Here is a 14,332-nt window from a genome sequence, read left to right as displayed (position 1 = left end):
GCGACCCCCGGATACTCTGTGAAGTTGTTCACATGTTCCGTGTCGATGGAGGCGCATTATAGGGAGCCTGTTCAGAATGACAAGCGATAATATGCATTTTTTATCTGACCGCTCACTATTCATTCGTAACGCCTATTAAACCCGCTTTTTGATGGCTGCCGGCAGGTCCGCCAGGCTATTTAGCACCCAATCGGCCAGCTTTTCGCCCTGCTCCGTCACCGGTTTGCCGGTACGTACCAGCACCTTGGTGCCAACGCCGGCCGCGATCGCCGCCTGCATATCTTCCGGTTTATCGCCCACCATATAAGAAGCGGCCATATCGATGTTCAATTCCTGCTGCGCTTGCAGCAGCATGCCCGGCTGCGGTTTACGGCAGTCACACACCTGACGATACTCTTCTATTACTGCCTCCGGATGGTGCGGACAGAAATAGATGCCGTCGAAGTCGACGTCGCGATCGGCCAGCGACCAGTCCATCCACTCGGTCAGGTACATAAATTGGTCTTCACTGAACTTGCCGCGTGCAATGCCGGACTGGTTGGTCACCATCACCAACGCGAAGCCCATCTTTTTGAGTTCGCGACAGGCGTCAATCACGCCGTCAATAAAGTGGAAGTTGTCGATTTCATGGACATAGCCATGGTCAACGTTAATCGTACCGTCACGATCGAGAAAAATTGCTGGAACGCTTTGTGTCACCGCTTTGCTCCTGAGGGCCTGTATACGCTGACAGTATCGCATGTTTTACCCCGTACTGAGAACGCCGGAGAACGTCGTTGGCCGTTGACTTAGACGTCTAGACGCCTTAACATCTGATCCATACCTTGGTTCCACGCCGAGGTTTACTTTTATCTAGCCACGGGCAACCACGCTAAAATAAGAAGAATATGATTAAACTTTCTAACATCACTAAAGTGTTCCAGCAGGGTTCGCGCACTATTACCGCGCTCTCTGACGTGACCCTTCACGTCCCTGCCGGGCAAATCTATGGCGTTATCGGGTCTTCCGGTGCCGGCAAAAGCACGCTGATCCGCTGCGCTAACATGCTGGAGCGCCCAACGTCCGGCCAGGTCCTGGTCGATGGTCAGGATCTGACCTCGCTGTCTGAAAGCGAACTGACGCGCGCCCGTCGCCAAATCGGCATGATCTTCCAGCACTTCAACCTGCTCTCTTCCCGCACGGTGTTCGGCAACGTGGCGCTGCCGCTGGAGCTGGACAATACGCCGCGCGCCGAGATCAAAAAGCGCGTGACCGAACTGCTGGAGCTGGTCGGCCTGGCTGACAAGCACGACGCCTACCCGGCCAACCTGTCCGGCGGCCAGAAACAGCGCGTGGCGATCGCCCGTGCGCTGGCCAGCAATCCCAAAGTGCTGCTGTGCGACGAAGCCACCAGCGCGTTGGATCCGGCCACCACCCGTTCCATCCTGGAACTGCTGAAAGACATCAACCGCCGTCTGGGCCTGACCATTCTGCTCATCACCCACGAAATGGACGTGGTGAAACGCATCTGCGACCAGGTCGCGGTCATCAGCCAAGGGCAACTGATCGAAAAAGACAGCGTCAGCGAAGTGTTCTCACACCCGAAAACCCCGCTGGCCCAACAGTTCATTCAGTCCACGCTGCATCTGGATATCCCGGACGACTACGCCGCGCGCCTGTCGCCGGAACGTCAGGGCGACCGCCAGCCGCTGCTGCGCCTGGAATTCACCGGCCAGTCGGTCGATGCGCCGCTGCTGTCTGAAGCCGCTCGCCGCTTCAACGTGAACAACAACATTATCAGCGCCCAGATGGATTATGCCGGTGGCGTGAAATTCGGCGTGATGCTGGCGGAGCTGCACGGCAGCGACGAAGACGCGCTGGCGACGATTAAGTTCCTGCAGGAAAATCAGGTAAAAGTAGAGGTTCTGGGTTATGTCTGAGGCAATGATGTGGTTGATGGCGCGTGGCGTGTGGGAAACCGTCATGATGACCTTTGTCTCCGGCTTCTTCGGTTTCGTGCTCGGCCTGCCGGTCGGCGTGCTGCTGTATGTCACCCGCCCGGGGCAGATCATCGCCAACAACTCGCTGTATAAAATCCTGTCCGGGCTGGTGAACATCTTCCGTTCCATCCCGTTCATTATCCTGCTGGTTTGGATGATTCCGTTTACCCGCATGATCGTCGGCACCTCTATCGGTCTGCAGGCGGCCATCGTGCCATTGACCGTAGGCGCCGCACCGTTCATCGCGCGCATGGTGGAAAACGCCCTGCTGGAGATCCCGTCCGGCCTGGTGGAAGCGGCGCGCGCCATGGGCGGCACGCCGATGCAGATCATCAAGAAAGTGTTGCTGCCGGAAGCCCTGCCGGGCCTGGTCAACGCCGCAACCATCACGCTGATCACCCTGGTGGGCTACTCCGCCATGGGCGGCGCGGTCGGCGCCGGCGGTCTGGGCCAAATCGGTTACCAATACGGTTATATCGGTTATAACGCCACAGTGATGAATACCGTATTAGTATTACTGGTAGTTTTGGTTTATCTGATCCAGTTCTGCGGCGATCGCATCGTCAAAGCCGTTACCCATAAATAGTTTCACAGCATGTTAATGCGAGTCTAATGAGGAAGGGATATGTCGTTAAAATTTAAATCCATCGCGGCAATTGGCGCACTGATCGGCACTCTGGCTCTGGCGGGCTGTGGCCAGGATGAAAAGAATCCAAACCACATCAAGGTCGGCGTGATCGTCGGCGCTGAGCAGCAAGTGGCTGAAGTCGCTCAGAAAGTGGCGAAAGAGAAATACGGTCTGGACGTTGAGCTGGTCACCTTCAACGACTACGTGTTGCCTAACGAAGCGCTGAGCAAAGGCGATATCGATCTGAACGCCTTCCAGCACAAGCCGTACCTGGATCAGCAAATCAAAGATCGCGGCTACAAGCTGGTGCCGGTCGGCAGCACCTTTGTTTACCCGATTGCCGGTTACTCCAAGAAAATCAAATCGCTGGACGAGCTGAAAGAGGGTTCTCAGATCGCACTGCCTAACGATCCGACCAACCTGGGCCGTTCGCTGCTGCTGCTGCAGAAAGTCGGCCTGATCAAACTGAAAGACGGCGTTGGCCTGTTGCCGACCGTGCTGGACGTGACCGAGAACCCGAAAAACCTGAAGCTGGTTGAGCTGGAAGCGCCTCAGCTGCCGCGTTCCCTGGACGATCAGCAGATCGCACTGGCGGTGATCAATACCACCTACGCCAGCCAGATCGGCCTGACGCCGGCGAAAGACGGCCTGTTCGTGGAAGATAAAGACTCGCCTTACGTCAACCTGCTGGTTGCGCGCGAAGATAACAAAGATGCGGAAAACGTGAAGAAATTCGTGCAGGCCTATCAGTCTGACGAAGTGGACGCCGCCGCCAACAAAATCTTCAACGGCGGTGCGGTGAAAGGCTGGTAAGCGCTTATTCGCCAATTTTATTCCTATAATTGCAAGACGGGCCAAGGCCCGTCTTGTTATTTCCGCCATAGATTGCTTCAATAGCGCCACTTTCATTAAGGCAGAGGAATCTCAATGCGTGTTTTACCTCTCTGTTTGTTAGCGCTCGCGCTGGCCGGATGTTCATCGCAGCGTATCGCGCCGTCCTCAACAAACAGCACCAGCAAGCCGACCACCACCAGCCCGGCCAAGACCACGCCGGCCGCCCGCCCCGCTCCGGTAAAACTGTACAAAAGTGCAGAAGAGCTCGTGGGCAAGCCGTTCCGCGATCTGGGTGAAGTGTCTGGCGAATCGTGCCAAACCACCGTACAAGACTCCCCACCGAATCTGGCCACCGCCCGTAAACGCATGCAAATCCGCGCGTCTTACATGAAGGCCAACGCCGTGCTGCTGCACGACTGCCAGATCGTCAGCGGCGTCGCCGGTTGTTACCAGCAGGCCGTCTGCCAGGGCTCGGCGCTTAACGTCTCGTCCAAATGACCGAATTCGTTTTCGAGCAGATCGGCGTGATCCGCTCGCCGTATAAAGAAAAATTCGCCGTTCCCCGCCAGCCGGGGCTGGTCGAAGACGGTGGCGGCGAACTGCTGCTGTTGCCGCCCTACAACCAGGCGGAGGCGGTACGCGGCCTCAGCGATTTCAGCCATCTGTGGGTGATGTTCATTTTCCATCAAACCCTGGAAGGCGGCTGGCGGCCGACGGTGCGTCCGCCGCGTTTAGGCGGCAATGCCCGCATGGGCGTGTTCGCCACCCGCTCCACCTTCCGGCCCAACCCGCTCGGCATGTCCCTGATCGAACTGAAAGGCGTGCGGGTAAAAAACGGCGAAGTGACGCTGGAGCTGGGCAGCCTCGATCTGGTCGACGGTACCCCGGTGGTAGACATCAAGCCGTATCTGCCGTTCGCCGAAAGCCAGCCGCAGGCCCGCGCCGGCTTTGCCCAGGACGCGCCCGCCGGCGATATGCCGGTACGTTTCGCGCCACAGGCCGAGCAGCAGCTGCAGCAACATCAGGCGCGTTACCCGCAATTAAGGCGTTTTATCAGCCAGGTGCTGGCGCAAGACCCCCGTCCCGCCTATCGTAAAGGAGAGGGCGTCGAACGGGATTACGCCGTCTGGCTGCTGGATTTCAACGTGCGCTGGCGCGTCGTGGACGGTCATACCGAAGTGTTGGCGCTCGACCCGCGTTAAAATTCCGCCGCCTCTCTTTTGGCGACCCGCTCGCGCTGGTAAACTAAACCACTTTTGTCACTTTTGGCCGCCACTCTGGCAGCCCGATGCAATTTGCAGTTCTAACGGAACCAAAACACCATGCGTACTAGCCAATATCTGCTCTCCACACTGAAGGAGACACCTGCCGACGCCGAAGTGATCAGCCACCAGCTGATGCTGCGCGCCGGGATGATCCGCAAGCTGGCCTCAGGTCTTTACACCTGGCTGCCGACCGGCCTGCGCGTTCTGAAAAAGGTTGAAAACATCGTTCGCGAAGAAATGAACAATGCTAACGCGATCGAAGTGTCCATGCCGGTGGTTCAGCCTGCCGATCTGTGGCAGGAAAGCGGCCGTTGGGAGCAATACGGCCCCGAGCTGCTGCGCTTTGTCGATCGCGGCGATCGTCCGTTCGTGCTGGGCCCGACGCATGAAGAAGTGATCACCGATCTGATCCGCAACGAGATCAGCTCGTACAAACAGCTGCCGCTGAACTTCTTCCAGATCCAGACCAAGTTCCGTGATGAAGTGCGCCCGCGTTTCGGCGTGATGCGTTCCCGTGAGTTCCTGATGAAGGATGCCTACTCCTTCCATACCTCACAGGAGTCTCTGCAGGAGACTTACGACGCGATGTACGAAGCGTACAGCAAAATCTTCAGTCGCATGGGCCTGGATTTCCGCCCGGTGCAGGCCGATACCGGCTCGATCGGCGGCAGCGCCTCGCACGAATTCCAGGTGCTGGCAGACAGCGGTGAAGACGATATCGTGTTCTCCACCGGTTCCGACTTCGCGGCCAACATCGAGCTGGCGGAAGCGGTCGCGCCGGCGGCTCCACGCGTAGCGGCCGGCGAAGCGCTGCGCCTGGTGGATACACCGAACGCCAAAACCATCGCCGAGCTGGTCGAGCAGTTCCAGCTGCCGGTGGAAAAAACCGTGAAGACGCTGATGGTGCGCGCTACCGAAGAGAGCGGCCACAAGCTGGTTGCCCTGCTGGTGCGCGGCGATCATGAGCTGAACGAAATCAAGGCCGAGAAGCTGGCTCAGGTAGCCGCGCCGCTGACCTTCGCCACCGAAGAAGAAATTCGCGCCATCGTCGGCGCCGGCCCGGGTTCACTCGGCCCGGTCAACCTGCCAATGCCGGTGGTTGCTGACCGCAGCGTGGCGGCGATGAGCGACTTTGGCGCCGGCGCCAACGTCGACGGCAAACACTACTTCGGCATCAACTGGGAGCGCGATCTGCCGCTGCCGCAGGTGGCCGATATCCGTAACGTAGTGGAAGGCGACGCCAGCCCGGACGGTCAGGGCACGCTGCTGATCAAACGCGGCATCGAAGTGGGCCATATCTTCCAGCTCGGCACCAAGTACTCGGAAGCGATGAAAGCGACCGTGCAGGGTGAAGACGGCCGCAACCAGGTGCTGACCATGGGCTGCTACGGCATCGGGGTCACGCGCGTCGTGGCCGCCGCCATCGAGCAGAATCATGACGAACGCGGCATCATCTGGCCGGACGCCATCGCGCCGTTCCAGGTCGCTATTCTGCCGATGAACATGCACAAGTCGTTCCGCGTGCAGGCGCTGGCCGAAGAGCTGTACAACACCCTGCGCTCCCACGGCATCGACGTGATCCTCGATGACCGCAAAGAGCGCCCGGGCGTGATGTTCGCCGATATGGAGCTGATCGGCGTGCCGCACTCTATCGTTATCGGCGACCGTAACCTCGACAACGAAGAGATCGAGTACAAGAACCGCCGCGTCGGCGAGAAGCAAATGATCAAAACCGGCGAAATCGTTGATTTCCTGCTGGGCCAGATCAAACGCTAAGCGACGAACGTCAGAAAGTAAAAAACCCGCTCAGGCGGGTTTTTTTATATCCGAAATCGCTTATTTGCTGCTGCAGTTCTTGCTGCGATCGAACGCGATTTTACCGTCCGGCACCAGCGCCTTTTCGGTCAGACCTTCCTCCATCGACGGCTGCACGCTGAAATGCGCGCTGAACGTCAGGAATACCGGCTCGCCGGCGGTCTTATATGCTTTGGCGTAACCTTGCTCCAGCGCGATGTTGTTATCCACCGGGAAGGTTTTGCCGGTAGCGCAGTCCTTGAAGACCGCCGCGTCCGCCATATAGGTGTAGCTGCCTTTCAACGTCATCGGCGTTTTAGGCAACGGCTTCTCGACCGGATCCAGGCGGTAATTCAGTTTGGATTCGATCGGCACGCCGCTGCGATCCAGCATTTCCAGGCTCTTGCCCACCGGGCGGAAATAGCGTTTTTCGCCGTTGCTGTCGGTCAGCACCAGTTTATCCGCCGTGCGCGCCCATTTACCGTAATCGGCAAAGGTCTGATCGCCGTCTTTGGTGTCGCGATAGGTTTCCTGCAGCACGAAGGTGCCGTCCTCATCCAGGAACAGCGCCGTATCCAGACCGCCGCAATCGGCGCAAGGCAACAGCCCTTGATAACTCTGCGGCATCGCCTGCAGCGGTTGTTCCTTCGGCTGATAATGATTGTTGCATCCCAACAACGAGAGTGCGCCTGCCGCGAGGAACAGGGCTACCGTAATTTTCTTCACAGTTATTCTCCTACTGTGTTCATGTATTCCTAAGTGCGAACCTTGCCACGCAGCGCTTTGGTGGCGCCTTTACGTGTCTTGCCTTCCAGGCGACGCAGTTTGGCCCCTTTCGTCGGCTTGGTCGCCTTGCGCGTTTTTTCCACCACCATCGCCTGCTGAATCAGCGCGGCCAGCCTGGCCAACGCCGCTTCGCGATTCAATTCCTGACTGCGATACTCTTGCGCCTTGATAATCACCACGCCATCAGCGGTAATGAGATGATGATTCAGCGCCAGCAGCCTTTCCTTATAATACTCTGGCAGGCTGGATGCCCGGATGTCAAAGCGCAAATGGATCGCCGTTGAGGTTTTGTTCACGTGCTGGCCGCCCGCGCCCTGCGCGCGGATCGCCGTCAATTCCAGCTCATTATCCGGTATGGCTACGTTTCTTGACAGTTCCAGCACCGGTCACACCTGCGCCCGCTGCCACTCGGCGAACTGGATTTCCAGACTATTCTGAGCATCGGACAGCCAAATAGTTCCCTCCTGCAGCGTTGCCTGCAGCGTCATGGTGCGGCTGGCCAATGCCGTCAGGCGCGCCAGCTGCTCGTCGTCGAGGAAACGCACGCTCAGGTTCTTGTAGCCGGCCACCTTGCCCTGCATTCCCTGCCACCACACGTGTGCGGCGCGCTCGCCGTAGGCGTACAACACCACGCGCGGTGACTGGTTGCAGGCCTTGCGGATGCGTTTTTCGTCGGGCAATCCCATCTCGATCCACATTTCCAGCCCATTGTGGTCGTTGCGCTGCCAGATCTCCGGCTCATCGTCGGCGCTCAGCCCTTTGGTGAACACCAGCCGCTCGTCGGCATGGCAGATCCAGGCCAACAGGCGCAGCATCATGCGCTGCTCGTTTTCGGACGGGTGTTGCGCCAGCGTCAGCGTGGCGTCGTGGTAGAAGTGACGATCCATATCAGCAATATTGACCGCGGCTTTATAAATGGTTGCTTTCAGCGCCATGGGTGACCTCGTTATTATCCGGCGACAGTGTACTTGATCAGGGCCAAACCCCGCCAGCGCGGCCAGGCCACGGCAGTGCGAAAGGCGTGCCGGGGTGCTGATAACTCCATAACAGCTGTGCTATAGTCGTCTAGGATAGGATAAAACTCCGAGAGCCTGCGCCTCATCGCGATAGTAGTCTTGATGATGCAGAGGTTCTTAAGGGAGGAAACTGTGCAACAATACTGTGAGTTAGTACGCCGTACTTACGCCGAGATTGGCAGTGGAGATCTTGGCTACGTGCCTGATGCGCTGGCTTGTGCGTTAAAGGCATTGGACGATGTCGCAGCGAACGATGCGCTACCGTCCTCCGTTAGGGAACAGGCGGCCTTTGCCGCCGCTAACTTATTGGTGAGCGACTATGTTGATGAATGATGAGTACCAACCCATCAATTGCGATGACTACGACAACCTGGAACTCGCCTGTCAGCATAAACTTATTCTGAAGCTGGAGTTACGCGACGGAGAAGTGATCGAGGCCAAGGCGATCGACCTGCTGCAAAAGAAACGCGTTGAGTATCTGACCATCGAACAGAACGGCCAGCAGCGCGACCTGCGTCTGGACCATATCAGCAGTTTCAGTCATCCGGAAATCGGTACCGTGGTCGTCAGTCTGTCAGACTGAGCAGCGGTAACCCCATCCCAACAGGGCAGCCCAACGGCTGCCCTCGTCATTTAAGGCTTCAGGCTGGCGTAAAAGGCCGCCAGATCGGCGATATCGTCATCCGACAACCCCGACACGTAGGCCTTCATCACCTCGGCCTGGCCGCCGTTGCGCTCCCCTTTCTTATACGCCTGCAACGCGTGCTGCAGGTACATGGCGTTCTGCCCGGCCAGATTCGGATACATCGGCACCGTCACCTTGCCCTGCGCGCCGTGGCACGCCGCGCAGGCGGCGGCTTTCGCCTGGCCGGCCGCCGCATCCCCCGCCGCCAACGCCGGCAGGCTGAACAAGCCGGCGGCCAACAGCGTGATCCCCACAAACTTCATCATTGCTCCTCGCGATTATGATTTTTTTCCCAGCGCAGCCGCCACGGGCATTCGCCTTTCGGCACCAGCCCCGCTTCACAGACGAATACACCCAGCGCGGCGATCAGCTGCTCATCATAATAAATCAACGGGATACGTTCACGCTGCCAGGGCGGAATACCCAGCTCCTGCCACAGTTTTTTTATCGGCCGCGAATGGGCGCGCCCCACGATGCGCACCGCACCCTGCACGCCGCCGAAGCGAACGCTGACCTGTTGCGATGGCTGCGGTGCGCGCTGCACCAGCTCACCCTCACCGGCAATCAACTGCCCCAGCCCGTCCGGCAACGTCAGCGGCTGGTCAGGCTGCCAGGGCAGATGCACATCGCGCAGCGCCGCCAGCGGCGGCAACAGGTGCAACCGGCCGCGGAAACGGCGAATCTGATAGGTGCCGAGCTGCAGCTGCGGTTCGGCATCCTCCCGGCTGAGCGCCACCTCCTCCCACAGGCGTTGCAGCTGCTCACGCGCCGGCATGGTGACGTTAAACAACGCGATCCAGCGCCGCAGCAAGGCGAAGCGCCGCACCGGCGAACAGTCCGTCAGGCCGTCAATCGCCAATGATCGATCCGCCGCCAACAGACTTTGCAGCGGTTCCGCCAGCAGTTCGTCCAGCAGCTGCTCCTGCTCGGCGCACAGGCCGGCGCTGCGCGCCACCGCCGAGGCGAAGTGCGGCCAGCGTTGATTGAGCTGCGGCAGCACCTGCAACCGCAGGAAATTGCGATCGAAGCGCGTGTCCTGATTGCTGTCGTCATCGATCCAGGTTAAGGCGTGGCGTTGCGCGTAGCTTTCCAGCGTCTGACGCGAACAGCCCAACAGCGGCCGCAACAGCAAGTGCTCCCCCAACGCCGCGCGTGCCGCCATCGCCGACAGCCCCGCCGGCCCGCTGCCGCGCTTGAGCGCCAGCAGGAAGGTTTCGCTTTGATCGTCGAGGTGTTGCGCGGTGAGCAGCGCTTCCCCCTCCGTCAGCGCGGCGCTGAAGGCGGCATAGCGCGCCGCACGCGCCGCCGCTTCGATACCGCCCTGGCGGGCGTCCACCTGCACGTGCGTCACCGTCAGCGGGATCTGCCAGTCGGCGCAGCGGCTGCGGCAATGCTCAACCCAGCGGTCGGCAAAGGCGCTCAGGCCGTGATGCACGTGCAGCGCACGCAGCTGCAGCGCCGGACGCCGGCGGCGCAACGCCGCCAGCACATGCAGCAGTACGCTGGAATCCAGGCCGCCGCTGAACGCCACCAGCAGCCGCTGCTGCGCGCCCAACTGGTCTGCCACCCGCGTCGTTAATTGATCAGTATTCATCGGTAGGCTTTGTCACTTCTACATAGCTGCACGTTAACCCCGCCTACCGTCATCAATCAAGCATTAACCGTCCGGGCCTGGCGCCGCGTCAGCAACCACCAGCCGCCCAGCACCGCGATCACCGCCAGCGCGCATCCGGCCGCTCCCCAGCCGATCTGAGCGAAAATGCGGCCATACGCCTGCATCGCCGCTCCCTCGATGTGATCCTCGGCGGTCTGATTGGCGATAATGCCCGCCAGGTAGTTGGCGATCGAGCCGGTCGCCAGCATATAGATACCGGTCAGCACGCCGGTGGCGCCGGGGATATTCAGCCGGGTGATCTGCGCCATCGCCACCGGATCGATAAACAGTTCGGCGAAGCCCATCACCGCCAGGCCGGCGATCATCAGCCCCATCGATCCCGGCCCGTGCAGCCGCGTATTGAGCGCCATCAGCGTAAAGCCGACGCCGATCAACAGCAGACCGAAGGCGAACTTGCACCAGATGCGCAGCGTGCGATCGCCCGTACCGTCGCCGCTCGCCAGCCATGCCAGCGCCACGCCGCCCAGCATCACCGCGCAGGCGTTAACCGACTGGAACAGCGCGGTCGGCACCGTCCAGCCGAACCAGCGCCGATCGACGAAGTGATCGATAAACAGGCTGATGGAGCTGCCGCCCTGTTGGGCGAAAGCCCAGAACAGCGTGCCCAGCAGCATCAGCGCAACGATCTGCCACAGCCCCCGGCGCTGGCCGGCGTCCGCACGCAGCATAATGCGCGCCACCAGCACCACCGCCGCCACGCATACCAGCCCGAGCAAATAGCCGGCCCAGTCGTGCACAAACAGCAGCGTGAAGAACAGCGGCGACGCCAGCAGCGCCGCCAACAGCCACCCCCAGTGCGGCAAACCCAGGCTTTTGGCGCGCATCAGCGGTGCATTCACGCCGCGGGTATGGCGGAAGTGGCGCCCGCCGAGCAGGAAGATCGCCAGGCCGGCGAACATGCCGATCCCGGCCAACGCAAAGCCGACGTGCCAGCCATAGCGCTCGGCCGCCAACCCGCAGGCGATCGGCGCCAAAATGGAACCGACGTTGCCGGCGGCGTACAGCAGCGAGAAGCCCCCTTCGCGGCGCGAGTCCTGCGCCGGATACAGCTCGCCCAGCAGGCAGCTGATATTGGATTTGAACAGGCCATAGCCGCAGATGATGATGGCCAGCGCCAGATAGAGCGACTGGGCGGAGACCGCACTCAGGCCGAGCACGATATGCCCCAGCGTCATCAGCGCCGCGCCGGCAATCACCGCGACGCGATTGCCCAGCAGGCGGTCGGCGAGCCAGCCGCCCAAAATAGGAGTGACATAAACTAACGAAGCGTAAGCGCTGTAGAGATCGATGGCGTGGCTGTCGGTATAGCCGAGTTGGTGGGTCAGATAGAGAATCAGTAACGCACGCATGCCGTAAAAGCTGAAATATTCCCAAATTTGTATGGCTACGACATAGTAGATTGCGCGCGGCTGTGAGGGTGTTTTCATGGAGGTCTCCCATCAGTCGGTGAACGACAAAGGGGAAGCGCGAGCGCCTCCCCTGTTATTGGCTGCGGTTATTTCGCCTTCAGCACTTTCACCCGATAACGTCCGTCCGCCTGACGATAGGCGCCGTGAATGTCGGTTTCAAAGCCCGGATAATGCGCGCCGATTTCGCACAGCATCTGCAGGAACTCCAGCACCGGCCGGCTCTCCTCGGTCAGCATTTCGCCCGGCATCACCAGCGGCACGCCCGGTGGGTATGGGAGGATCATATTGGCGTTGACCTTGCCGACCATCTCTTCCAGATAGACTTCTTCCACTTCGCCGTGCAGCTCTTTCTGGAACGCCTGGTACGGGTTCATCACCATGGTTGGCAGCACTTCGAACGCGCGGTACATCAGGTCCGGCAGGTTGTGTTGCTCCACCAGGCGGTGAATGTTCTGCGCCAGATCCTGAATGCGCATGTTTTCATAGAAATCAGGCGCTTCCTGATACAGCGAAGGCAGCATGTTTTTCACCCGCAGGTTCAGATCGAACGAACGTTTGAAGTCGGTCATCGCGCGCAGCAGGCTGAGCGCCTTGGTTTTGTCGATGCCGATGCTGAACAGGAACAGCAGGTTGTACGGCCCGGTTTTCTCGACGATGATGCCGCGTTCGTCGAGGTATTTCGCCACGATGCTGGCCGGGATGCCGAACGGCTGCATCTCGCCTTCCTTGCTCATCCCCGGCGTCAGAATGGTGACCTTGATCGGGTCGAGATACATGTGTTCGTTATCGATGTTCTTGAAGCCGTGCCAGGCGCTGTCGGAGCGCAGCGGCCAGCATTCCGGCTCATCGATATGCTCCGGCTGCCAGACGTCGAAGAACCAGCCGTCGGATTCAACTTTCAGGCGTTTGATCTCTTTGCGGAACTTGATCGCGCGCTCGATAGAGCCGTTGATCAGGCGCTTGCCGGCGTTGCCTTTCATCATCGCCGCGGCGGTTTCGGTCGACGCCACGATGCCGTAGTGCGGCGAGGTGGTGGTGTGCATCATGTAGGCTTCGTTGAAGGTTTCTTCGTTGATGTCGCCCTTCACGTGAATCATCGAAGCCTGCGAGAAGGCCGCCAGCAGTTTGTGGGTGGACTGGGTTTCATAGATTACCTTGCCCTCCACGCGGCCGCCGCTCATGCCGCACTTGCCTTTATAGATCGGGTGGAAGTTGGTGTAAGGCACCCAGGCGGAATCGAAGTGGATAGACTTCACGTCCAGGGTGTTCTTGATAAAGTCGGTGTTGTACAGCAGGCCGTCATAGGTGGAGTTGGTGATCACCGCGTGTACCGGCCAGGTGGCGTTCGGGGTCTCCTTCACGCGTTTGGCGATGGTGGCGCGCTGGAACTCGCTCTGCGGAATGCCGCCGAGGATGCCATAGGCGTTGCGGGTCGGGCGGAAGTAGATCGGCGTGATGTCGCTCATCATCATCAGGTGAGTCAGCGACTTGTGGCAGTTACGGTCAATCAGCACCGTGCTGCCCGCCGGCGCCGAGTACATGCCGACGATCTTGTTGGCGGTGGAGGTGCCGTTGGTGACCATGTAGCTGCGTTCGGCGTTGAACACGCGGGAAATGTACTCTTCCGCCTCTTTGTGCGGGCCGGAGTGATCCAGCAACGATCCCAGTTCGGACACCGAAATCGAGATATCCGACTTCATGGTGTTCGGGCCGAAGAAATCGTAGAACAGGCTGCCCACCGGGCTTTTCTGGAACGCGGTGCCGCCCATGTGCCCAGGCGTACAGAAGGTGTATTTGCCTTCGCGCACGTATTTGAACAGCGCCTTGGTCAACGGCGGCAGGATAGTGTCGATATACTCGTCGGTATTCTGTTTGATCTTGGCGGCGATGTCAGTTGCCGCGCCGAGCGCATATTCGAAGAAGCGCACCTGCATGCGCAGATCGTTCAGGCTGACGTCCAGCGTCGAATAGGTGTTGGCGAACGCATACAGCGGCATGTACTCGTTCAGCTGGCTGATCTCTTCGCACAGCTCCAGGTTGTATTTGTCCCAGTCGAAGATCACCCCGCACAGACGGGCGTTGTTCTCGATCAGTTTCAGCAGGTCTTCGCGATCGTTAGGGTAAACGATGCGGAAATCCAGACTTTCCAGCGCCTGATGCAGTTCACGGATAGGCTCTTCTTTGAAGTAGACACCCATGTGATTCATGATGGCGATAACGTTCATATGCATTTCTCCTGGCAAAGCAAGCCCCTTCCCGTC

16 protein-coding genes are annotated in these 14,332 nt (G+C 59.6%); 8 read left to right on the top strand and 8 right to left on the bottom strand.

Going from position 1 to position 14,332, the window contains the following annotated elements:
- Positions 1-135: 135 nt before the first annotated feature.
- On the bottom strand, positions 136-699 hold the full coding sequence (gene gmhB / locus ACUTSC_RS17615; protein WP_043139951.1) for a D-glycero-beta-D-manno-heptose 1,7-bisphosphate 7-phosphatase: 564 nt from the start codon (positions 697-699) through the stop codon (positions 136-138).
- Between the two features lie 188 nt (positions 700-887).
- Between gmhB and metN the strand changes: the two genes are divergently transcribed.
- The 6 genes from metN to proS all read left to right on the top strand — a co-directional run bounded on the left by metN (position 888) and on the right by proS (position 6,482).
- Positions 888-1,919, top strand: coding sequence for a methionine ABC transporter ATP-binding protein MetN (metN, locus tag ACUTSC_RS17610; RefSeq protein WP_004932012.1), 1,032 nt, complete (start codon positions 888-890; stop codon positions 1,917-1,919).
- Positions 1,912-2,565 (top strand): methionine ABC transporter permease MetI, encoded by a 654-nt coding sequence (locus ACUTSC_RS17605; protein WP_445653480.1) that lies wholly within the window; start codon positions 1,912-1,914, stop codon positions 2,563-2,565. The genes metN and ACUTSC_RS17605 overlap by 8 nt, the downstream gene beginning before the upstream one ends.
- Positions 2,566-2,604: 39 nt before the next feature.
- The gene (locus tag ACUTSC_RS17600) at positions 2,605-3,420 is read left to right on the top strand and encodes a MetQ/NlpA family lipoprotein (protein ID WP_063990782.1); all 816 of its coding nucleotides are present in this window, start codon (positions 2,605-2,607) and stop codon (positions 3,418-3,420) included.
- Between the two features lie 114 nt (positions 3,421-3,534).
- Positions 3,535-3,939, top strand: coding sequence for an Rcs stress response system protein RcsF (gene rcsF / locus ACUTSC_RS17595; RefSeq protein WP_033649823.1), 405 nt, complete (start codon positions 3,535-3,537; stop codon positions 3,937-3,939).
- Positions 3,936-4,643: a tRNA (N6-threonylcarbamoyladenosine(37)-N6)-methyltransferase TrmO gene (gene tsaA / locus ACUTSC_RS17590; RefSeq protein ID WP_197768385.1), complete on the top strand. Its 708-nt coding sequence runs from the start codon at positions 3,936-3,938 to the stop codon at positions 4,641-4,643. Before rcsF ends, tsaA begins: the two co-directional genes overlap by 4 nt.
- 120 nt (positions 4,644-4,763) lie before the next feature.
- Entirely contained in the window at positions 4,764-6,482 is a 1,719-nt protein-coding gene (gene proS, locus ACUTSC_RS17585; protein WP_445653479.1) for a proline--tRNA ligase, read from the top strand.
- 60 nt (positions 6,483-6,542) lie between these two features.
- Here proS and nlpE read toward each other — a convergent pair whose 3' ends face one another.
- The 3 genes from nlpE to ACUTSC_RS17570 are packed head-to-tail and all read right to left on the bottom strand — an operon-like array spanning position 6,543 to position 8,221.
- Positions 6,543-7,226: an envelope stress response activation lipoprotein NlpE gene (gene nlpE / locus ACUTSC_RS17580; protein ID WP_197768387.1), complete on the bottom strand. Its 684-nt coding sequence runs from the start codon at positions 7,224-7,226 to the stop codon at positions 6,543-6,545.
- Between the two features lie 29 nt (positions 7,227-7,255).
- Positions 7,256-7,669: an alternative ribosome rescue aminoacyl-tRNA hydrolase ArfB gene (arfB, locus tag ACUTSC_RS17575; protein WP_063990777.1), complete on the bottom strand. Its 414-nt coding sequence runs from the start codon at positions 7,667-7,669 to the stop codon at positions 7,256-7,258.
- A 3-nt stretch (positions 7,670-7,672) separates the two neighbouring features.
- A complete protein-coding gene (locus tag ACUTSC_RS17570) occupies positions 7,673-8,221 on the bottom strand; it encodes a YaeQ family protein (RefSeq protein ID WP_004931995.1) in 549 nt (182 codons plus the stop codon).
- Between the two features lie 213 nt (positions 8,222-8,434).
- Here ACUTSC_RS17570 and ACUTSC_RS17565 point away from each other — a divergent pair, with 213 nt between their 5' ends.
- Together ACUTSC_RS17565 and rof are read left to right on the top strand one after the other, a co-directional pair.
- A complete protein-coding gene (locus tag ACUTSC_RS17565) occupies positions 8,435-8,635 on the top strand; it encodes a YaeP family protein (protein ID WP_004931993.1) in 201 nt (66 codons plus the stop codon).
- On the top strand, positions 8,622-8,885 hold the full coding sequence (rof, locus tag ACUTSC_RS17560) for a Rho-binding antiterminator (protein WP_004931991.1): 264 nt from the start codon (positions 8,622-8,624) through the stop codon (positions 8,883-8,885). The genes ACUTSC_RS17565 and rof overlap by 14 nt, the downstream gene beginning before the upstream one ends.
- Positions 8,886-8,935: 50 nt before the next feature.
- On the opposite strand, the gene ACUTSC_RS17555 is transcribed toward rof, so the two are convergent.
- From ACUTSC_RS17555 to cadA, 4 genes are all read right to left on the bottom strand, one after another.
- Positions 8,936-9,250 carry a c-type cytochrome gene (locus ACUTSC_RS17555; RefSeq protein ID WP_033635721.1) on the bottom strand — a complete coding sequence of 105 codons (315 nt, stop codon included), beginning with the start codon at positions 9,248-9,250 and terminating at the stop codon, positions 8,936-8,938.
- Entirely contained in the window at positions 9,250-10,581 is a 1,332-nt protein-coding gene (tilS, locus tag ACUTSC_RS17550; protein ID WP_197768388.1) for a tRNA lysidine(34) synthetase TilS, read from the bottom strand. The genes ACUTSC_RS17555 and tilS overlap by 1 nt, the downstream gene beginning before the upstream one ends.
- Positions 10,582-10,637: 56 nt before the next feature.
- Positions 10,638-12,089 (bottom strand): dipeptide permease DtpD, encoded by a 1,452-nt coding sequence (gene dtpD / locus ACUTSC_RS17545; protein WP_197768389.1) that lies wholly within the window; start codon positions 12,087-12,089, stop codon positions 10,638-10,640.
- A gap of 68 nt (positions 12,090-12,157) precedes the next feature.
- Positions 12,158-14,296: a lysine decarboxylase CadA gene (gene cadA, locus ACUTSC_RS17540; RefSeq protein ID WP_033635725.1), complete on the bottom strand. Its 2,139-nt coding sequence runs from the start codon at positions 14,294-14,296 to the stop codon at positions 12,158-12,160.
- Positions 14,297-14,332: the final 36 nt, after the last annotated feature.

Source organism: Serratia sp. TSA_105.2 (assembly GCF_052692115.1).
The sequence above is the reverse complement of the archived record's forward strand: the minus strand, read 5'-3'. Positions and strand labels throughout refer to the sequence as shown.